The organism is Hyphomicrobium sp., assembly GCF_036833075.1.
Lineage (GTDB): Bacteria > Pseudomonadota > Alphaproteobacteria > Rhizobiales > Hyphomicrobiaceae > Hyphomicrobium_C.
Map to the genome: position 1 here is coordinate 1 of NZ_DAITQL010000054.1, position 19,316 is coordinate 19,316.

At 65.3% G+C, this 19,316-nt stretch carries 17 protein-coding genes, 1 tRNA gene and 1 pseudogene; 6 read left to right on the forward strand and 13 right to left on the reverse strand.

The window, feature by feature from the left end; genetic code table 11:
* Positions 1–227: 227 nt before the first annotated feature.
* The gene (locus V7082_RS14765) at positions 228–1,310 is read left to right on the forward strand and encodes a serine hydrolase domain-containing protein (RefSeq protein WP_334149819.1); all 1,083 of its coding nucleotides are present in this window, start codon (positions 228–230) and stop codon (positions 1,308–1,310) included.
* Entirely contained in the window at positions 1,307–2,665 is a 1,359-nt protein-coding gene (locus V7082_RS14770) for an AmpG family muropeptide MFS transporter (protein WP_334149821.1), read from the forward strand. Before V7082_RS14765 ends, V7082_RS14770 begins: the two co-directional genes overlap by 4 nt.
* Positions 2,666–2,901: 236 nt before the next feature.
* On the opposite strand, the gene V7082_RS14775 is transcribed toward V7082_RS14770, so the two are convergent.
* A tRNA-Val gene (locus V7082_RS14775) sits at positions 2,902–2,976 on the reverse strand.
* Between the two features lie 137 nt (positions 2,977–3,113).
* Positions 3,114–3,371, reverse strand: coding sequence for a sulfurtransferase TusA family protein (locus V7082_RS14780; protein ID WP_334149823.1), 258 nt, complete (start codon positions 3,369–3,371; stop codon positions 3,114–3,116).
* A gap of 277 nt (positions 3,372–3,648) precedes the next feature.
* Between V7082_RS14780 and V7082_RS14785 the strand changes: the two genes are divergently transcribed.
* A complete protein-coding gene (locus V7082_RS14785; RefSeq protein ID WP_334149825.1) occupies positions 3,649–6,129 on the forward strand; it encodes an efflux RND transporter permease subunit in 2,481 nt (826 codons plus the stop codon).
* 24 nt (positions 6,130–6,153) lie between these two features.
* Here the strand turns inward: V7082_RS14785 and V7082_RS14790 are convergent, their stop codons facing one another.
* The 8 genes from V7082_RS14790 to epmA form a co-directional block, all read right to left on the reverse strand.
* The gene (locus V7082_RS14790) at positions 6,154–6,927 is read right to left on the reverse strand and encodes a ferredoxin--NADP reductase (protein ID WP_334149827.1); all 774 of its coding nucleotides are present in this window, start codon (positions 6,925–6,927) and stop codon (positions 6,154–6,156) included.
* Positions 6,928–7,052: 125 nt separating this feature from the next.
* Positions 7,053–9,185, reverse strand: a complete 2,133-nt coding sequence (locus V7082_RS14795) for a molybdopterin-containing oxidoreductase family protein (RefSeq protein WP_334149829.1) — start codon at positions 9,183–9,185, stop codon at positions 7,053–7,055.
* A gap of 243 nt (positions 9,186–9,428) precedes the next feature.
* Positions 9,429–10,475, reverse strand: coding sequence for a lysine-2,3-aminomutase-like protein (locus V7082_RS14800; RefSeq protein WP_334149832.1), 1,047 nt, complete (start codon positions 10,473–10,475; stop codon positions 9,429–9,431).
* The gene (locus tag V7082_RS14805; protein WP_442909798.1) at positions 10,472–10,942 is read right to left on the reverse strand and encodes a GFA family protein; all 471 of its coding nucleotides are present in this window, start codon (positions 10,940–10,942) and stop codon (positions 10,472–10,474) included. The genes V7082_RS14800 and V7082_RS14805 overlap by 4 nt, the downstream gene beginning before the upstream one ends.
* Positions 10,943–11,172: 230 nt before the next feature.
* A complete protein-coding gene (locus tag V7082_RS14810; RefSeq protein ID WP_334149834.1) occupies positions 11,173–11,829 on the reverse strand; it encodes a class I SAM-dependent methyltransferase in 657 nt (218 codons plus the stop codon).
* A gap of 4 nt (positions 11,830–11,833) precedes the next feature.
* Positions 11,834–13,081, reverse strand: a complete 1,248-nt coding sequence (locus tag V7082_RS14815) for a DUF3419 family protein (protein WP_334149836.1) — start codon at positions 13,079–13,081, stop codon at positions 11,834–11,836.
* Between the two features lie 4 nt (positions 13,082–13,085).
* Entirely contained in the window at positions 13,086–13,910 is an 825-nt protein-coding gene (locus V7082_RS14820; RefSeq protein ID WP_334149838.1) for a UDP-2,3-diacylglucosamine diphosphatase, read from the reverse strand.
* A gap of 195 nt (positions 13,911–14,105) precedes the next feature.
* Positions 14,106–15,143, reverse strand: coding sequence for an EF-P lysine aminoacylase EpmA (gene epmA / locus V7082_RS14825; protein WP_334149840.1), 1,038 nt, complete (start codon positions 15,141–15,143; stop codon positions 14,106–14,108).
* A gap of 149 nt (positions 15,144–15,292) precedes the next feature.
* On the opposite strand from epmA, the gene V7082_RS14830 reads away from it, so the two are divergent.
* Both V7082_RS14830 and efp read left to right on the forward strand, forming a co-directional pair.
* Positions 15,293–16,030, forward strand: coding sequence for a hypothetical protein (locus V7082_RS14830; RefSeq protein WP_334149842.1), 738 nt, complete (start codon positions 15,293–15,295; stop codon positions 16,028–16,030).
* A 208-nt stretch (positions 16,031–16,238) separates the two neighbouring features.
* A complete protein-coding gene (gene efp, locus V7082_RS14835) occupies positions 16,239–16,808 on the forward strand; it encodes an elongation factor P (RefSeq protein ID WP_334149865.1) in 570 nt (189 codons plus the stop codon).
* A gap of 27 nt (positions 16,809–16,835) precedes the next feature.
* Here efp and V7082_RS14840 read toward each other — a convergent pair whose 3' ends face one another.
* From V7082_RS14840 to V7082_RS14850, 3 genes are all read right to left on the reverse strand, one after another.
* Entirely contained in the window at positions 16,836–17,129 is a 294-nt protein-coding gene (locus V7082_RS14840) for a hypothetical protein (RefSeq protein ID WP_334149843.1), read from the reverse strand.
* A 44-nt stretch (positions 17,130–17,173) separates the two neighbouring features.
* Positions 17,174–17,473, reverse strand: coding sequence for a hypothetical protein (locus V7082_RS14845; RefSeq protein WP_334149845.1), 300 nt, complete (start codon positions 17,471–17,473; stop codon positions 17,174–17,176).
* A 126-nt stretch (positions 17,474–17,599) separates the two neighbouring features.
* Positions 17,600–18,259: a TIGR00730 family Rossman fold protein gene (locus tag V7082_RS14850; RefSeq protein WP_442909799.1), complete on the reverse strand. Its 660-nt coding sequence runs from the start codon at positions 18,257–18,259 to the stop codon at positions 17,600–17,602.
* Positions 18,260–18,539: 280 nt separating this feature from the next.
* Between V7082_RS14850 and V7082_RS14855 the strand changes: the two are divergent.
* Positions 18,540–19,316, forward strand: a pseudogene (locus V7082_RS14855) (hypothetical protein); the annotation flags it as partial.

Here is a 19,316-nt window from a genome sequence, read left to right on the forward strand (position 1 = left end):
TGGGGTGACGAACGGAGTCTACATTATTTCGGGTACCCGTTGAGGGGGAGGGTCAGACGAACCGCCACTTCTTCGAGTTGCCGCCTATCCCGTAGCCGATGCAGATGGGCCCACGGCAGCAAATGTCCGCGACAGCCTCGTTTATGTCTGCTTTTGTGTGCGTGGGGCCGAGCTAAAGACGAGCGTCAGTTGACGCCTCGGCGAGGTTGCACGGATGGTTGCTGCCGATGATAAGCGAACAGGTAACGGCACTAGCACGCCAGGCGATTAAGAAAAGGATTTTTCCTGGATGTGTCGTGGGCCTGCTGGACAATAGTCGTCAGGATGTCTGCGCATTCGGAACGCCGACATATCAGAGCGACAAGCCCATTTCCGAGTGCAGCATCTATGACGTGGCCTCCCTCACCAAGACAGTCGTCACCGCGACGCTGATGCACCTTCTGATCGACGAGGGACGGTGCAGCCTTTTGGAGCCCGTGTGCACATACATTCCCGAGTACGCTCAAAACGGCAAAGGCGGAGTGCTGATCGAGCACCTGATGAGCTACACGGTTCAGCTCGCGTCTCCCTACATCGATGATTGGCAAGGAGACACGACGCTTTGGAAGTTTCCGGAGCTCCTCGAGATCTATTACGGAGCCTCGCTCAAGGCCGCACCGGGTGAGACCTATCTCTATACAGACGCGACCGCCATGCTGCTGGGCGAGCTGATACGGCGGATCGCCGGCGCCGACCTCGATACGCTCGCCGAGCGGCGGATCTTCCTGCCGCTCGGCATGCGCGACAGCACGCTCGATCCCGCGTTGCTGGACAAAGATCGCATCGTTCCCTCGGGCTACCGCCCCAATGGAACGCTGCTCTGGGGCATTCCAAACGATGAGAAGGCGGATGTCGCATACGCGTCCGGCATCCAGTCAGGCCTGGCGGGTCTCTTTTCGACCGTTCCCGACATCCTGAGCTGGGTAGAGATGGTCTTTAACGGAGGGCGCATCGATGGGGGCACGTTCCTCAGTGCTCGCGCGATCGAGCTCATGACGCACGACTACTATCCCGGAAAGCCCTTTCGCAGCGCGCTCGCATGGGGCGACGGGCCCACGCATCAAGCGCTCGACGGCGCCGTCTGCGGAAGCATCCTTGCCAAAGGTGGCTTTACCGGATGCTTCATGGTAGGCAGCCTCACCGCCAGGAAGGCGATCGTCTTACTCTCGAACAGAGTCTATCCCGAGAGGCCCGCGAATTTGGAGCCCTGGCAGGAGTTCCGGAGGTCTATCGTTCAGTGCGTATTTGGTAAGAACAGCCACTGCCGATGAATGCGCCCACGCTGACCGACAAAAACCTGCTGGCCGGCCTTTCCGTCTATCTTCGCCCCGGCGTCCTGATCGTCCTCCTCTTGGGTTTTTCATCGGGGCTGCCACTCGCGCTCTCGGGCGAGACGCTGCGAGTGTGGATGGCCGACCGCGGCGTCGACCTTGGCACCATTGGGCTGCTCACGCTGGCAGGCCTGCCCTACACCTTGAAATTCCTCTGGGCGCCCGTCGTCGATGCCTGGGACGTTCCCTATCTCTCGCGTCGGCTCGGGCGGCGGCGCGGCTGGCTGGTCGGCTCCCAATTGCTGCTGATGGGTACGATCGTGTTTCTCGGCACGCGCGACCCACTGTCGGCGCCGCTGATGGTCGGGCTTGCCGCGCTCTTTGTCGCCTTCGTGTCCGCGACGCAGGACATCGTCATCGACGCATTCCGCATCCAGAGCCTGCCCGCCGACGAGCAGGCTGCCGGCATGGCGAGCTACGTTGCCGCCTACCGTGTGGGCATGCTGGCCTCTGGCGCGGGTGTGATCGGCTTTTCGGCATGGCTCGAGTCGCGGGGTCTCGGCAAAGAGGCGATCTGGCCGATCGCCTATGCCGTGGCGGCCCTGCTCGTGCTCGTCGGCCTCGCGGCCACGCTCATGGCGCGCGAGCCGGCAAGTAGCGCCAGTGGCGATACGAGTGCCGAGACCGCGGCCGTCCGGGCCGAGCCGCTCAGGCGTTTCTTCGACACCGCGAAGGGCGCCTTCGTCGAGTTCTTCAGACGCGACGCGGCCCTCGCCATTCTTGTCTTCGTCGTGCTCTTCAAGCTTTGCGATGCGCTAGCCGGCGCCATGACTGCGCCCTTCGTGCTCTCGCTCGGATACACCAAGGCCGAATATGCCACGATCGTCAAAGGCGTCGGGCTCGCCGCGCTTCTGGTCGGCGGATTTGCCGGCGGCGCGGTAGCACGAGCGTTGTCTTTGCACACCTCTCTCTGGATCGCCGCGATCGTCCAGATGCTGTCCAATCTCGTATTCGTGTGGCTTGGAACGCAGGCGACGAACCTCTGGTCGTTGACGGTTGCGATCGTGGTCGAGAATTTCGCCGGTGCGATCGGAACGGTGATTTTCGTCGCCTATCTCTCGGCTCTCTGCCGCAATCCCCTCCATACGGCGACGCAGTACGCGCTACTCACGGCATTTGCGTCGACGGGGCGCACGCTCTTCTCGTCCGGCACCGGCTTTGCGGCGCAAATGCTCGGGTGGCCGGCTTTCTTCGTCACTACGGCGCTCGCCGCGTTGCCGGCGCTCGCCCTCATGACGTGGCTCGGCAAACGCGACCATTTCCGCGTGCTGGAAGCCGGGCGAAACAGCGCCTAGCGCAGTGCTAAAGCTTAGCGAACCCTTGCCGTCGACCAAACAGGGGCCGGTCATCGGTGAGTTCCAGACGACCGCTTTTTACCGCTATGCGGACATCGATATGGATGGTGCTTTGTCGCGCTAAGTGGTTGAAGAACAAAAAGTATTGTAGTCCGCAGGCTGATCAAAAATGCGGGCACCTAATTTTGAGTTAAGTAATTGAAAAGAAATGGAAATTTTCATCTGAACGAAGTGCATGGTGGGCGGTACTGGGATTGAACCAGTGACCCCACGCGTGTGAAGCGTGTGCTCTCCCGCTGAGCTAACCGCCCGGGACGGCTGCGGATTCGAATGGCTTCGAAACAACGCAGGCGCATGCCCGGCACGGAGGCCGGGCAGGGAGCCTCTTATGCGAGGTGGCCTCCGGTCGTGTCAAGGCCACGCGTTGACGACCGCGCGCGTAGCGGCGTCAGTCGCCCTCCGCCCCTTTCTGGATCAGAAACCGCTGCACGCCGGATGCGGCGCTTTGCCCGACCAGGCGATGTCCGCTGGCCCGGCAGAAGGCGGCGAAGTCCTCCGCCGCGCCGGGATCGCTCGCCAGCACCTCAAGCAGAGCACCGGGCGCGAGGCCGGCTAGCGCCTTACGGGCCTTGAGCACCGGCAGCGGACATTTGAAGGCGACCACGTCGAGCGATAGGGCCGCCGGATTGGGCACGGCATCTGGCATGTGCGGGTCCTGTCCCGGATCTGAGGATCGCGGCCAGGGTAGGCGCGGCGGCGCCGGGCCGCAACGGTCCCGTGGAATTGCGTTGCGGACGCCGCAGCCCGGCCCTTGCGCGCGAAATGGGCCGGTGCCACCGTTCGTATGGGCGATTCCGTTTGCCGTGAGGAGCGCTTCGCCTGGACCGGCTGTTCCGGTCCGTTCGAACGGTCGTGGCGGCGTGGCGTTATCTGATGTGCGGGACCGATAACGGGGACGTCCGGCAGCACGGCCGGAATGACGCATGGCTACATCCGACACGCCGCGCCGGTCGTTTCTCTTCTCGCTTGGGCTCGATCGCCTGGGCCTGGTGGCGCTCAAGGCACCCTGGATCGCCGCTGCAGTGATCGCCATGCTGACCGTGCTGGCGGTCGTCGGCGTCTCGAGGCTGCGCGTGGACGACAGCCTGTCCGAACTGTTCCGGACCGACACCGCCGAGTTCCGCCAGTACGAGGAGATCGACCGCCGCTTCCCGTCGAGCGAGTACGACGTGCTGGTGGTCGTGGAGGGGAGCGCGCTCCTCGCGCGCGAGCGCCTCGAGGCGTTCCGCAACGCCGTCATCGAACTGCAGCTCACCGACGGCGTCGCCGGACTGGTGTCGATGCTTTCGGCGCGCGGTGTCCCGGACGCCAACGGCTACGCGCCCCCCGTCGTTCCCGACGAGCTACCCGAGGACAATGCGGCCTACGCCGACATGATCCACGCCCTGACGCAGAACGACATCGTCAAGGGCAAGTTCCTGTCCGAGGAGGGCGACCTCGCGTTGATCGTCATCGCGCTCGACCGTGCCATTGTCGAGGAGCGCTCGGCCAAGGCCGTGATCGGCGAGATCCGGCAGGTCGCCGACCAATCGCTCGAAGGGTCCGGGCTGACGGCCCGGCTGACCGGCGCCCCCGTCATGCAGCTCGAGGTCCGCAACGCGGTGGAGCGCGACCGGCTCGTCTACAACGGTCTGGGCTTCGTCGTCGGGTTCGCGATCGCCTATCTGTTCTTCCGCCGCCTGTCGCTGACGCTCATCGCCGTGCTCGGCCCGAGCATCGCCATCCTGTGGACCTTGGGCGTGCTCGGCGGGCTCGACTTCCGCCTGAACCTCTTCATCAACGTCATCACGCCGCTGATCCTGGTGTCCGGCTTCTCGGACTCGATGCACCTCGTTTTTGCGATCCGCCGCGACATCCTGGCCGGTGCCGACCGCATCGAGGCGGCGCGCAACGCGGTGCGCGACGTGGCGCCCGCCTGCCTGCTGACGGCCATGAACCAGGCCATCGCGCTCGTCTCCTTCGCGTTCGCCGAATCCGCGCTGATCCGCACCTTCGGCCTTGCGGCGCTGATGGCCGTGTTTATCTCCTACACCGCTGTCGCCGTCGTCGTGCCGACGCTCGCCGCGCTGTTCGTGCGCCGTGAGCCCGCGGCCGCCGTCGACCCGCACGAGCGTGAGGAGGGGGGCGTCGGCGTCCTGCAGCGCTTCACCGATCGCGTGGTCTCGTTCGTCGGCACCTACCCGCTCGCGTTCGTCGTGCTCGGCCTCGCGGTGGTCGTTGCAACCGGGCACGCGTTCTTCAGCCTGAAGCCGATGTATCGCCTCGCCGACCAGGTCCCGGACCGGGAGCAGGCGCTGTCGGCCACCGGCAGCCTCGACCGCAAGCTGACCGGCGCCAATCCCGTGCACGTGATGATCGAATGGAAGGCGGCGCCAAGCCCCGGCGGCGCGCCGCCGATCCGGCTCTACGAGGAGCGCACCCTCGCCGTCATCGCCGAAGCCCACGACATCCTCGAACGGCAGGCCGGCCTCGGCAACGTGTGGTCGATGGAGAGCCTGCGGCGCTGGCTCGCGGCGGCCGGCGATCCGAGCATTCCCAACATCCGCCGCTACGTGAAGATCCTGCCCGAGCACTTGCGGCACCGCTTCATCACCGACGACGAGACCGCGGTGCTCGTCACGGCGCGCCTGCCGGACGTCGATGCCAGCGAGATCCTGCCCGTTGTCGAGGCGATCGACCGCGCGCTCGACAAGGTCAGGGCGGCGCACCCCGGCTACGAGATCTCGGTCACCGGCTTGCCGGCCATTGCCGCCCGCAACTCCGCCACCCTCATCCACGAGCTGACCTGGGGACTGGTCGGCGACATCTTCCTGGTCTTCATCTTCCTGGGATTCGCACTGCGCTCGGTCATGGTCGGCGTGGCGAGCATCCTGCCGTCGTTGTTCCCGATCTTCGCCACCGGCGCGCTCCTCTTCCACACCGGCCAGGGCCTGCAGTTTGCCTCCATTGTCGCCATCACGGTCGCGTTCTCGCTCGCGATCGATTCCACCATCCACTTCCTGAACCGCTTCCGCCTCGAGGAGCAGCGCATCGCCGCGCGGGCGACGGATGACACCGGCGATGCGGACGAGGGGCTTGCCGATCGCTTCGGCGTGGACGACGAGGAGGACCGCCCCGCTCGAGACCCCGCGCGCGAAGCGCTGACGCTGACCGCGCACCACATCGGCCCGGCCGTCATTCTGACGACCATCGTGCTGGCGCTCGGCCTCGGCGTGACGATGCTGTCGGACCTGCCTTCGCTGCGCCTCTTCGGCGAGCTGGCGGCCATCTGCCTCTTCGCCTCGCTCGTCGGCCAGCTCGTCATCCTGCCGGCGACCGTCGCGCTGTTCCGAAAGTACTTTCCGGACGAGCCGCGCCCCTTCCGCCTCTGGGGACGCAAGCCAGCGTCCCAAACGGGCGGATAGGGAGATCGCCGCGCATGCGCGGCGTTATTTCTCGACGAACGCCTTCTCGATCACGAACTCGCCGGGCTCGCCGAGGCTGCCTTCGGTGAAGCCCCTGGCGAGATAGAACTCCTTGAGGTCGCGGAGCATGTCCGGCCCGCCGCAGATCATGACGCGGTCGTGCTCGGCGTCGAGCGGCGGGAGGGTGAGGGTGTCGTAGAAGGTATCGGACTCGATGAGGTCCGTGATGCGCCCCGTGACCTTGAACGGCTCGCGCGTCACCGTCGGGCTGTAGACGAGCTTTTCGCGGATCGCGTCGCCGAGGTACTCGTCCTTGGGCAGCTCGAGCATGATGCGGTCGCCGTAGGCGAGCTCCGAGACGCGCCGGCAGCCGTGCGCGAGCACGACCTTCTCGAAGCGCTCGTAGAGCTCCGGGTCGCGGATCAGGCTCATGAACGGCGCAAGGCCCGTCCCCGTGCCGAGCAGATAGAGGACGCGCCCCGGTTTCAGATTGTGGATGACGAGCGTTCCGGTGGGCTTGCGGCCGACGAGGATCTGGTCGCCTGTGCGGATGTGCTGCAGACGCGAGGTGAGCGGCCCGTCCGGCACCTTGATGCTGAAGAATTCGAGATAGTCGTCGTAGATGGCGCTCGCGATGCTGTAGGCGCGCGTGAGCGGACGGCCTTCGACCTCGAGCCCGATCATGACGAACTGCCCGCTCTCGAACCGCAGGCTCGGGCTGCGCGTGGCCGTGAAGCTGAAGACCGTGTCGGTCCAGTGCTTGACCGAGAGCACGGATTCCGTCGTGAAAGCTGCCATGTCGCCCTCTCGGGATGGGAGCGTTGCAGACCGAAGCGCAACGGCGCGCTTCGGTCGATGGCCTGTTTGCGAAGAGATAGAATGCCGGCTGTCCCTTGCGGGGAGGCCATGGCCGGCGGTGCGGGTCAGTTGACGCGCACGACCTCGACCAGGTTGTCCGAGAACGAGGGGCAGCGTCCGAGCCCGCCCCACTCCTGCGACGAGATCGCGTTGACCGACCCGTCCGAGCGGTTGAGCGAGCGCCAGTAGCCGAGCGTCGCCACCACGATGCCGGGGTTCACGTCGCCGGTGACCTTGGCCACGCCCTCGAAGTCGCCGCGGTCGTTGTAGACGCGCACGGGATCGCCTTCGCGGATCGAGCGTTTCTCCGCGTCGGCGGGAGAGATGAGCACGAACTGTTCGCCCTGGCCTCTGATCTTGTGCGGCTCGTTGGCGTAGCAGGAGTTCAGGAACCCGTGGCTCTTGGGCGAGATGATGTTGAGCGAGTAGAGCTTCGCCCGCGCCGGGTTCGTCTCGGGCGCCTCGCGGTTCGGGATGTAGCCGGGAAGCGGATCGACGGGCGAGCCGTCCTGGTCGCCCTCGTACATGCAACGGAAGGGGCCGGCGACGAAGTTCTTGGCATCGTGAAGCAGGAACTCGACCTTGCCCGAGGGCGTCGGAAAGTTCCCCTCCGCATGCGGGGTGCGCGTGTCCGGCGGGCCGACGTCGAGCTTGTAGTAGCCGTGCGTCCGGAAGTGCTCCATGTCGATGCCGCCCATCTTGGGATCGTCCCAGTTGATGTAATAGGCGGCGAGCTCACTGTCGGACATTTTGAAGACGGGATCGTCGAAGCCCATCTCGCGGGCGAGGCGGCGCCACATCTCGGACGTCGGCAGGCACTCGCCCGGCGGATCGATGGCCTTCTGATTGTACGTGAAGTAGAGGTGCCCCCAGCTCCACATCATGTCCTCGGCCTCGCCCGCCATCGCCGCGGGCAGGACGATGTCGGCATACTTCGCCGTATCGGTGAGGAAGTGCTCCGCGACGACCGTGAACAGGTCCTCGCGCTCGAGCCCCCTCACGATCTTGTTCGTCTCCGGCGCCTGGATCACGGGGTTGGTGCAGAACACGAACAGGCTCTTGATCGGCGGGTCGAGATCCATCTCCCCGGTGAGCGCCGCGCCGAGGCGGAGATTGTTGATGACGCGCGTGCCGGGCCTGATCCAGTCCGGCCGCGAGACCTTGGCCCAGTCGACGGGGAAGTCCCAGATCGGCATCTGCAGGAGCCCACCGCCGACATGGCGCCACGAGCCGACGAGGGCCGGCAGCGCGCAGGCGGCGCGGATCGCCTGGCCGCCGCCGGCATGACGCTCGAGCGCGACGCCGAGGCGGATCACCGAGGGCTGCGCGGTCGCGAACTCGCGGGCGAACGTCTGGATGTCGGCCGCGCTGACGCCGGTGACCTTCGCCACGTACTCGGGCGTGAACTCCGCCGCGCGCTCCTTGAGCTCGGGATAGCCGTAGGTGTGCCGGTCCACCCACTCCTGATCGACGAGACCCTGCTGGATGATGGCGTTGACGAAGCCCATGGCGAGCGCGCCGTCCGTGCCGGGCCTCGGACAGATATGCCAGTCGGCGGCCTTGGCCGTGCGGGACCTGTAGGAATCGATGACGACGAGCTTGGCGCCGCGCCGCTGCGCCTCGAGCACGAACGGCCAGTGATGCAGGTTGGTCGAGATCGAGTTGCACGCCCAGATCACGATGTAGCGGGAATGGACGAAGCTCTCGGGATCGACCGCGCCGGTCGGCCCGACGGTGAGCAGCCAGGCGGTCGAGGAGCCGGACGCGCAGAAGGTCTTCTCGTTGACCGTCGTGCCGAGCCGGTTGAAGAACGGATCGCCCGAGTTGATGCCCTGCACGAGGCCCATGTTGCCGAGGTAGCTGTAGGGCATGATGGACTGGCTGCCGTAGGTGGCGATGATCTCGCGCCAGCGCTGTCCGATCTCCGCGATGGCCTCGTCCCAGGTGATGCGCTCGAAGCGTTTCGAGCCCTTGGGCCCCGCGCGGCGCAGCGGATAGAGCAGCCGGTCCGGGTTGGCGTGGTGGTCGTGAAAATCCTTGAGCTTCACGCAGAGGCCGCCGCGCGTCATGGGATGGGATCTCTTGCCGCGCACCTCGACGAGCCGGCCGTCCCTCACGAGATAATCCATGGAGCAGGTGTCCGGGCAGTCGTGCGGACAGGCACCGTGGAACACGTCGGGTTTGAGCTGCTCGTTCATGGAATGCGTCCTCCCTCGCTGTGGTTGTGCGGCCGTCGTCCCTTCTTCCGGGGGCACTGGCTTCTGTCTTTTCCGATGCGACACTCTGACACCGGGCCGACAGACAATCAACCATCTTGTTGAGAATAAAGAGATGATAAAATAGACATAAATATCAAAGTGATAGAGCGTTTTTCGGAGACCGTGATAGCGGAAATAATATAGCGCTGGGGGTCCCGCCATGGCGGGCCGGGGGGCGTCGACCTAAGGCGCGCAGGCGCCGTCGATGCGATGCAGGGTGCCCTGCGGATCGGCGACGACATCGCCGTCGAGATAGACCGGCCCGATCGGCACCTTGCCGTGCCCGCCCGGGATGTCGAGCACGTAGGTTGGCATCGCGAGGCCCGACACGCGCTGGCGCAGCGCATGCATCAGCGCCTGTCCCTCGGCCAGCGTCGTGCGGAAATGCGCCGTGCCCGGCGCGAGGTCGCCGTGATGGAGATAGTAGGGCGTCACGCGTGCTTCCACGAACGCGCGCATCAGCGCCGCGAGCGTCTCCACACTGTCGTTGACGCCGCGGAGCAGCACCGTCTGGCTGACGACGGGAATGCCCGCGTCGACGATGCGGCCGATGGCGCCGCGCGCCGCCGCCGTCAGCTCGCGCGGATGGTTGGCGTGCAGTGCCACGTAGACCGTCTTCCGCGACGAGGAGAGCGCGGCGACGAGATCGGCCGTCACCCGCTCGGGCGCCACCACCGGCACGCGCGTATGCCAGCGGATGATCTTCACGTGCGCGATCGCGCCGAGCGCGCGGGTGATCTCGTCCATGCGCCGCGGGCTCATCACGAACGGATCGCCGCCGGTCAGGATCACCTCCCAGATCGCGGGATGCGCCCGGATGTAGTCGAGCGCCGCTTCGATTTCAGGTGCGGTGAGATTGGCTTCCGCCGCCGGCCCCACCATCTCGCGCCGGAAGCAGAAGCGGCAATAGATCGGGCACACGCCGACGATCTTGAGCAGCACGCGGTCCGCATAGCGGTGCACGATGCCCCTGACCGGGCTCTTGACATGGTCCCCGATCGGATCGGCCCGCTCGTCGGGCGACCGGTCGAGCTCGCGTCTGTCGGGCACGAACTGGCGCGCGATGGGGTCTGCGGCATCCTTCGTGTCGATCAGCTCCGCCATGGCGGGCGTGACGGCCACCGCGTAGCGCTGGGCGACCCGCGCCACGTCCGTCTCGGCCTCCCGCGCGACCAGCCCCGCATCGACGAGGTCCGCCGCCGTTCGAAGCGTCTGGCGCAGATGCGTCATTGGGGCGGCCAGGTATCCGTGTCGTGGTCCGGATGCTGGTAGGAGACGAGACCGGCCAGGAAAGGCGCGGCGACCGGATCCGAAAGCGTGTCCGCTCCAGGCAGCTCGTGGACGCGGTCCACGTACGGCAGCTTGCCTTCGATGCCCCATTGGATCCTGGGCGCGATCTCCTGCGGGCGGTCGAACGCGCCGATCGCGATCGCAACACCGTCCGGCGCCTCGTAGGTGAGCGGCGTGCCGCACCGCGCGCAGAAGCCGCGCGATACCGCATTGGACGACTGGAATTTGCTAGGCGCCCCCCGCGTCCAGGCGAGCCTCGACCCGTGCACCGAGACGAGCGGCGCATAGAAGCTGCCGAAGGCTTTCTGGCACATGCGGCAGTGGCAGACGGACGCGTCGCCGAGCGGCCCCTCGACGCGGAACCTCACCGCGCCGCATTGGCATCCGCCGGAATGCATCTCGCTCATGGTCATCTCCTGCTCCCCATCTTGAGTGAGGCGCATTTGTCTAATTGCCTCCTTACGCGACGCGTGTCCACAGGTCGGCGGCCTGGCCGCTCCCACTTGCAGCGACAGTCGTCATCTGCGGCGCCGCTACAGGCGCGACCGTCGGGCCTATGCTGTCATGCAGCTTAATGCAAAAGGCGACATCTAGGTTTGGTCAATTTGAGCCAGAAGGTGGACCAGCCCACCAAAGCTCAACAATCGCCGCGTGAAAGAACGGCGTAGTGCGCGTATCCGCGCCAGAGAGGCGTATGCGTCAATTCCAGTCGATGCTGACCCGCATAATCCTTGAGCTGCTCGTGGAGGTCCTGCCGCGGTGTCACATGAAAAGCACCGAGCCAGCGATAGAGGGTCTTCCGGAACCATGTCGGCAGACGCTCGCAATCGCCGAAATCGACGATGTGTATCGACCCGCCGTCGGCGAGATTTCGTATCATGGCATCGATCACGCGCGGCCATTGAGGTACCATCGACAACATGTACGACGCGAAAATGCGATCGAATGCCCCAACGTTGAAAACCGATTGTCCGTCGAATGTCGTGGCATCCGCGGACGCCAAATGTATTCTATTCTCTAACGATCTCCGAGCTACAGCCTGTTTGGCCGTGGCGAGCATCTCGGTGGAAACGTCGAGCCCGTAAAGTCTTGCGCCGGGGTAAGCTCGCGCGGCTGCAATGAGGTTCGATGCGGTGCCACAGCCGACTTCCAGTATGGTGCCGGTTGGGGGCGGGGCTAAATCAGCAATCAGCGTCGCGCGGCCCAACAGATAATATCGGCGAGTGAGATCGTAGATGCCGCGCTGATAGCGGTAGATGCGATCCATTTTCTGGGCGGCGCTTTCAATCGTCATGCTGTCAATGCGAGCTGTTCAAGACGTAGAGATGGAAGCCGCCGTAGATGGCAGAGCGGTCGCGTGCGTGTAAGTCTCCGGATTGGTCGTGCCGATATGTCCACTGCGCGAGAACCTCCGATGGAACTCGAGAAGGCAAGGGTGATGCGGCGGCAGCGGTCCTGAAGATGACGCGTGCATCCGGCCGCGCCGTTCGGCAGATCTCCCGCCAGAGACGCTCGAGATCGCTCTCCGACATCCAATCCTGCGCATCGAGCAAGACGTATCGATCTAAGCTGCTGTCGGGATGATTGCGCAGGAATTCGATGAAGTTCATTTGCACCGCGCGGACGCGGGGTGCGTTCCTGCCAAGCGTCTCGTAGTGGCGCGGATCGAGGTAAGGGGGAACCGGGCCGGTCTCGTGAGGTGCATAACCCCGGTTGAACGCCTGCCATGCGAAGTAGTTGGATGACAGCTCGAACCCGCAGGCCAAGCGTCTCAAGCGCTGCCTGACCACATCCGAGGCTCGTCCACTCTCGCCGCAGAGCTCGTCGTACTGGGCAGGCGGAATGCCGAGTCCGAAGAGCGATGCCGGACTGTTGAGCAGCCGCTTCAAGACCAGCCGGTCAAACAGCGGCGCGAGCTCGCTTTCAAATATCCGCCGCTGCTCATCCAGGCTGCTGGCAGTCAGTAAACGCCTCGGGTCACGCCCCTGCATGCGCGCCAGGATATGAGCCAAGCCGATGAAGCGGCCGAGCAGACCGTAGCGATAGAAGCCGCGACTGAACCTGGAGATGCGGCGACGTCCGAGCTCGTCTCTGCCATCCCAATACGCGCGAGCCGCTGAGCTGAGATGAGCACGCAACAGGGTGTCATATACGTAGATATTGCGACGGCCTTTGCCGTCCCTGAAGAGGCGTGAGAAATCGTCGAAGTCGGAGAGATGCTGCGCCGCGACGAGCTTTAGCTCCAGGAGCGCGAGATGCGTCGCGTTGAGATCGACGGCAACGATTTCGGCCGGGCTCGCCGTCAGGTAGCTCAGCACGTTGCAGCCGCCGGAGGCTATCGTAACGATGCGGCTATCGGGCCGGAGCGCCAGAGCTTCAAGGTCCACCGCAGGATCTTCCCAAATCTGCGGGTAGACCATCTTGCTAAAGGCATACGTGAAGGCGCGCTCGTGGAGACCGGCGAAACTCAGGGCCGTGTTCCGGTGCACTGCACGCCGCAACAATGCGGAGTTCTTGGAAGTCGAGAGTGTTTCGGTAATTGCCATTGCGTCATCCAGAAATTTGTTGTGAAGGGACCGCGTCGGAGACCGATACCGCAAGCTCGTGAGCGGGCTCGATTGCGACGTCTGCCGACCAGCGAATGAGCTGGAAGCTGCCGTCGAAGCGTTCGACGACGGCGGTGCAGCTTTCAACCCAATCGCCGCAGTTGAGATAGTGAATGTCCGCGATGTGGCGATCGGCAGCGTGGTGGATGTGGCCGCAGATAACCCCGTCGGCATCCAGTTTCCTCGCTTCGGCCGCTACGGCGTCTTCATAGGCGCCGATGAAGCTGACCGCGTGCTTGACGCGGTTCTTGAGATAGGCTGACAGTGACCAGAAGCCGAAGCCCAGGTGTCGCCGGATCCAATTCAAGGGATTGTTCAGCCACAAGGCGAATTCGTAGCCGTGGTCTCCGAGAATGGCGAGCCACTTTGCAGTGCGCACGACGATGTCCAGCTCGTCGCCATGCATGACGACATAGCGCTTTCCCGTCGCGGTTTCATGGACCGTCTGCTTGTGAATCTCGATGCCGCCAAAATGCATGCCGGCAAAGTGGCGAATGCCCTCGTCGTGATTGCCGGGGATGAAGCACAGACGAGCACCCTTTCGGACGCGCTTGAGGAGTTTTTGCAAAACGTCGTTGTGAGACTGCGGCCAATGCGCGCCGCGACGAACGCGCCAGAAATCAATGATGTCGCCGACGAGATAGATGGTGTCCGCATCATGTGTCCGAAGAAATTCCAGGAGCGCCTGCGCCTGCGAGGTGCGGGTGCCGAGGTGTACATCGGAAATGAAGAGGGTCCGATACCGCAGATGCGGTTTGGCGCGCAACATGTCGATTCGTGGGTGGCTCGTCATGACGTGAGACGTACATCGAGGTATGTTTCATGCGTGTGACAGAGCTTCACTCGGCGCTGATCGGTCCAATCCATTCACAAACTGATCGCTGATCCGTCGCAGGTAGAGAGCCGCACATGGGCTGCAATTCCATCGAAGGTCCTCGGTCTTGGACAAGGCTTTTCACGATGCTCAGGCGAGCGGTGTCCAGATGACTTGGTCGACGCGGCTCGCTCCGGCCGCGAGCATGACCAGGCGATCGAAGCCGAGCGCGCACCCCGACGCGGCAGGCATCTCTGCGAGCGCGGACAGGAAATCCTCGTCGAGCGGATAGCGTTCGCCGTAGAGACGCGCCTTCTCGTCCATCTCGTGGACGAGGCGCTGGCGCTGCTCCGCCGCGTCGGTGAGCTCGCCGAAGCCGTTGGCGAGCTCGACACCCGCCACGTAGAGCTCGAACCGTTCCGCCACGTCAGGCCGCCCGGGAACCGAGCGCGCCAAGGCCGCTTCCGGTGCCGGATATTCGTAAAGGAGCGTCGGCCGTGGATCGCCGAGATGTGGCTCGATCTTCTCGACCAGCACGCGCGAGAAGAGATCCGACCAGGTGTCGTCGGCAGCGATGCGGATGCCGGCAGCCTTGGCGCGGGCCGCGAGCCGATCCCGATCCTGTCCTCCGGCCGAGCACGTGTCGATGAGACCGAAGCCGGCATGGCTTCGGAATGCCTCGTCGAGCGTGAGGCGCTCGAACGCGGCGCCGATGTCGGCGCTGCGGCCCCGGAACGACCAGCGTGTCCGCCCGGCGATCTCGCCTGCGAGACGGAGCATCGTCGCGCAATCCTCCCACAGCGCCGTGTAGTCGGCGCCGGCCCGGTACCACTCGAGCATGGTGAATTCGGGCGCATGCAGCGCGCCGCGCTCGCGGTTCCGGAAGACGGGGGCGAAGGTGAAGATCTTCTCCTCGCCCGCGGCGAGCAGCTTCTTCATCGCGAACTCGGGCGAGGTGTTGAGATAGAGCCGGTGCCGGTCGAGCGCGGTGCCGACCAGCTCGGTGGCGAACGCATGCAGGTGCGTTTCGTTGCCGGGAGAGACCTGCAACGCGCCGGTGTCGATCTCGACGAAGCCCTCATCCGAGAGCCAGCTCCGGATCCGGGCCTTGATGCGGTTGCGCAAGAGGAGGCCCGGCCGGCGATCCCGGTGGCGGTCCTTGTCCCACCACGGGGAGGGAGAGGGCATGGGCGGCGCATCCTTGGGGATGAACGGGAGAGGCGTCCTTACCACATTCGGCGCGCATCGTACCGGTGGGCGGGGCGCCGCGCTCCCTTGTCGGAGCGCTCCGCGCCGGATTAACCTTAGAAGAGGGGGCACAGCCGGAGGGGAGTCACATGACCGCCATTGCCGAGGCCGATACGGCGACGCTCGATACGCCGACGCTGATCGCAGCCGTCATCACTGTTTCGTTTGCGGTCGTTGCCGCCATCGTGCTGGGGACGTTGCCCAAGGATGGCAATCTCGGAAGTGCCATCGATGCGGTGAAGAACATCGTCTACGTGCTGACCGTGCCGGTGTTCGATCTTTCGCGCCGCTTGTTCGCGCGCAGGAAAGTGGCCGCCACCGGGACGGCCGCGCCGGCGGGCGAAGGCCCGAATCTTCTCGCCACCGCGTTCGTCACGGCGCTAGTGTTGTTCATCCTTGTGGAGATCGTGAGCTGGCTCACCGGCTTCGGCATGGGCAGCGTGTGCGCGCTCTTCGGCCAGCAGGGGCAGATCGCCGATTTCGGGCAATGCCTGACGGTCGGCATCAGTGTGCTCGGAATGGTGCTGATCGGTCCCATCATGATCGCGCTCGGCGCCAGCGCCGGCTGGATGTGGAAGGGCGTGCTTCACAAGGGGTTTCTGACCGCGCTGCTGATGTTCATGGTGGTCACCGCGGGTTTGTTCGCGCTCGACTTCTTCATCCTGCTTCAGCAGCAGATGGAGGCCGCGGAGGCGCTCCAGAACCAGTTCAACGCGGTGGGTCCGGTGCGGCAGATCGGTTTGCAGGTGGTGGTGCTGACAATCGGCATTCTGCTGGGATACGGCGCACGGCGCCTGTGGCAAGGCGTAGCGGGCGCGTTCGGCTAGGTCATGACCTGGGCCCGGGCCTGGAAACCGAAGTCGTTTCCGGGCCATCCGCCGCCGGGAGCCATCCCGCCATAAACACATCTCGGCCCTTGGCCTTCCATGCGATCCAGAGTATGAGAGCCCCCATATTTCCTGCCCGGAAGGACTGAACAGCGAGGTGGCCGCACCGGTTGCCGTCGGGCACGATCGGAATCGATGGGAGAAGACCGTGGTCAAGGTGATCGCCAGCTCGGTACGCAAAGGCAACGTTCTCGATCTCGACGGCAAGCTGGCCGTCGTCATCTCGGCCGAGAACATCCACCCCGGCAAGGGCACGCCCGTCACCCATCTCGAGATGCGCCGCATCTCCGACGGCGTGAAAGTCACGGAGCGCTACCGCACGACGGACCAGGTCGAGCGCGCCTACCTCGAGGAGAAGGACTTCAACTATCTCTACGAGGACGACATGGGCTTCAACTTCATGCACCCCGAGACCTACGATCAGATCCTGATCTCGAAGGACGTGATCGGCGATCAGTCGATCTGGCTGCAGGAAGGCATGACCTGCAACGTCTCGCTGTTCGAAGGCAATCCCATCGCCATCGAGCTGCCGGCCCGCGTTACGTTCGACATCGTCGAGGCCGATCCCGTCGTGAAGGGGCAGACGGCCTCCTCGTCCTACAAGCCCGCCAAGCTGTCGAACGGCGCGCGCATCATGGTGCCGCCGCACATCGAGAGCGGCACGCGCGTCGTCGTCATGACGGCCGACGGCTCCTACGTCGAGCGCGCCAAGGACTGAGCTCCTGCGGCTCGGGAACGACAGCGCTCAATATGCCCAGGCCGTCGTGCACCTACTCCAGGCAGACGCATAGCTCGGGGGCGGCGGGCGGTCGATTCCATGTCGCGCCAAGCGCTTGTTTTCCAGCGTCCGGTAATCGCGTTCCTGACGGCACACCTTGCGCGCCCGCGCCTTGGCATAGGAGCGCGCGCCCGTGTACGTCTCGTAGGTCCGGGGCTGCTCATAGGTCCGGTGATGCGTGGCGTGCCCGGCGAAGGCCGGGGCGAGCGGCGCCAGGGAGAGCGCCAGAAGCGCCGCTCCCGCACGCATGACATTGGGCACGTTCCAACTCCTACGCCGCATCTCTGCCTGAAACACCGGTTGCCTCATGCGCGCTCCGTGCGTTCATAGGGGTTGAGGTCCCATCCGTCGTCATCGTCGCCGGGCCCGTGGGCGGAATCGTCCTGGTCGTCGTCGCCGTACCGCTCGTCGCGATCTTCGGGTGGCGCCACGTTGTCGCGATCGTCCTCCTCCCGGTCGCCATAGCCCCTGTCATCGAAGGCGAGCGTCAGGCTCCCCGCCGTGGGTGCGGCGAGGACGTAAGCGGCGAGATCGTCGCCCGCGGCCGCCGCATGGGGCGGGCCGGCGAGCACGAGGAGCGGAAGGACGAGGACTGCAAAGGGCATGGAACGTCTCCTGATCTGACCCCCACCCTCGGGAATTGGAGCCATCGGAAGATGGCGGGCGTGAGACGGAGAGGCCATTCCCGCCGCGGCCGGAGCTTTGGAGCCGGCCGCGGGCCATGGCGGGCCTCAGAACTTGGCGAGAGCCCCCGGCGCGACCTCGACCGCCGCCTCGTCGTAGTGCGCGATCACGCGCGGCACGATCTGGCTTGCGTCCGAGACGACGCTGAACGGAACCTCGAGCCCGCGCCGGATGAAGGCTTCGTCGCGCATGTGCTCGAGAAGCCCGAGGAACGGCGTCCAGAAACGGGCGATATCGGCCACGACGATCGGCTTGCTGTGCTGGCCGAGCTGCGCCCACGTCAGTTGCTCGACGAGCTCTTCGAGCGTGCCGATGCCGCCCGGCAGCGCCACGAACGCGTCGGAGCGCTCGAACATCAGCTTTTTGCGCTGGTGCATGTCCGACGTCACGAGAATATCGGTGACCTCGCGCAGCATGTGCTCGCGAGCGATGAGGAACTCCGGAATGATGCCGGTCACCTGGCCACCCGCTTCGAGCGTCGCGCGTGCGACCTCGCCCATCAGGCCGAGCCCGCCGCCGCCGTAGATGAGCCGGATGCCGTTCTCGGCCAGTGCCTGGCCGAGCGTCCGGGCGGCGGCCGCGTAAGCCGGGTTCTCCCCGAGCCCCGAGCCGCAATAGACGCAGATACTGCGCACTGGCCCGGTGTGGCGGAGCGGCTTGCCGTTGACGTGTTGCAGTGCGGTGAGTCCGGAGTGGCCTTCGGGCATGGTCGGGGAGCTTGAAAAAGGAGGTCTGCGGTTCAAGAGGAATCCTTAAATCGGGTCGATGTGAAAACTATGACAAGGGGCGTTCCTTGAAATGGGGTGTCGGGGCCGGTCTGCCAATGCCGCCCCGAGGAAAATGCGCGAGCCCCGATATGCAACCATATGGTCGCCTTAAGAAAGATCGCAAAGTCGTTTGCCCGGTGGCAGGCCGGTATCTTAACCTGTGCCGAGGTAGGGTGCAGGGCGCGCGCGAGAGAGCGTGAGAACGGGAGCAACGACGTCCATGCGGGACCGGCTGCGAAAGACGATGGCCGCGAGAGGCGCGTCGGCGCCGCTGCGCGGGCTCCTCGTGGTGGGCCTCGTCATGGCCGGCGCGAAGACGTTCGCCGCACGCGCGGACGCCCCGTATCCCGGCGGGTCGACGGGCTCGCAAGAGCAGGCGGCCGGCGTCTATCGCCCGGATATAGCAAGCAAGCTCCCCGCACCGCGTTACGCCGGCCTGGCGACGGGGGATGCTCCCGCGCCGGCGCGGGCAGGCCTCCGCGACCGCCTGAGCGCGGCCGTCCAGGCAGCGCTGGCCTACATTACTTTCTGGATCGATGAGGCGTATCGCGCGGCCGGCTATGAGCCGTCGGATGGCGCGAATGCCTCGGTCGCCGTGCTGGCCGACCGGACCGCGCGCGAGGCCAGAGCCGTCGTCGAGGCGCTGAAGAAGGCCGAGATGGACTGGAGTGAGGCGGTCGAGCGCGCCAACGCGGCAGCCGCCGAGGCAGCGCGCCAAGAGACCGAGCGCAGGAGCGCTGCGGAGCGGGATGCCGCCGAGGCGGAGCGCCGGCGGGCCGAAGCCCGCAAGGAGGAGCTGCGGAAGATCAAGGAGGACCTCGACCGGCGAATCGAGGAGGGCCTGAAGAAGCTCGAGAACCTGGAGAGGCTCGACGCGACGAAGAAGACCGAGACGACCCGCAGGGCCCTGGTCGCCGACGTGGCGCGCGGCGCGTCCGACGCGCTCGAGGCCGCCGCGGCCGCCCGGCGCGAACGTGCCGCGCGCAAAGCTGCCGAG

Coding starts and splice junctions, on each gene's coding strand:
- V7082_RS14765 (WP_334149819.1), top strand. CDS start 228: ATGATAAGCGAACAGGTAACGGCACTAGCACGCCAGGCGATTAAGAAA.
- epmA (WP_334149840.1), bottom strand. CDS start 15,143: ATGCCCTCTCCCTCCCCGTGGTGGGACAAGGACCGCCACCGGGATCGC.
- V7082_RS14780 (WP_334149823.1), bottom strand. CDS start 3,371: ATGCCAGATGCCGTGCCCAATCCGGCGGCCCTATCGCTCGACGTGGTC.
- V7082_RS14785 (WP_334149825.1), top strand. CDS start 3,649: ATGGCTACATCCGACACGCCGCGCCGGTCGTTTCTCTTCTCGCTTGGG.
- V7082_RS14795 (WP_334149829.1), bottom strand. CDS start 9,185: ATGAACGAGCAGCTCAAACCCGACGTGTTCCACGGTGCCTGTCCGCAC.
- V7082_RS14770 (WP_334149821.1), top strand. CDS start 1,307: ATGAATGCGCCCACGCTGACCGACAAAAACCTGCTGGCCGGCCTTTCC.
- V7082_RS14800 (WP_334149832.1), bottom strand. CDS start 10,475: ATGACGCATCTGCGCCAGACGCTTCGAACGGCGGCGGACCTCGTCGAT.
- V7082_RS14850 (WP_442909799.1), bottom strand. CDS start 18,259: ATGCCCGAAGGCCACTCCGGACTCACCGCACTGCAACACGTCAACGGC.
- V7082_RS14830 (WP_334149842.1), top strand. CDS start 15,293: ATGACCGCCATTGCCGAGGCCGATACGGCGACGCTCGATACGCCGACG.
- V7082_RS14845 (WP_334149845.1), bottom strand. CDS start 17,473: ATGCCCTTTGCAGTCCTCGTCCTTCCGCTCCTCGTGCTCGCCGGCCCG.
- V7082_RS14820 (WP_334149838.1), bottom strand. CDS start 13,910: ATGTTGCGCGCCAAACCGCATCTGCGGTATCGGACCCTCTTCATTTCC.
- V7082_RS14805 (WP_442909798.1), bottom strand. CDS start 10,942: ATGAGCGAGATGCATTCCGGCGGATGCCAATGCGGCGCGGTGAGGTTC.
- V7082_RS14790 (WP_334149827.1), bottom strand. CDS start 6,927: ATGGCAGCTTTCACGACGGAATCCGTGCTCTCGGTCAAGCACTGGACC.
- V7082_RS14815 (WP_334149836.1), bottom strand. CDS start 13,081: ATGGCAATTACCGAAACACTCTCGACTTCCAAGAACTCCGCATTGTTG.
- V7082_RS14810 (WP_334149834.1), bottom strand. CDS start 11,829: ATGACGATTGAAAGCGCCGCCCAGAAAATGGATCGCATCTACCGCTAT.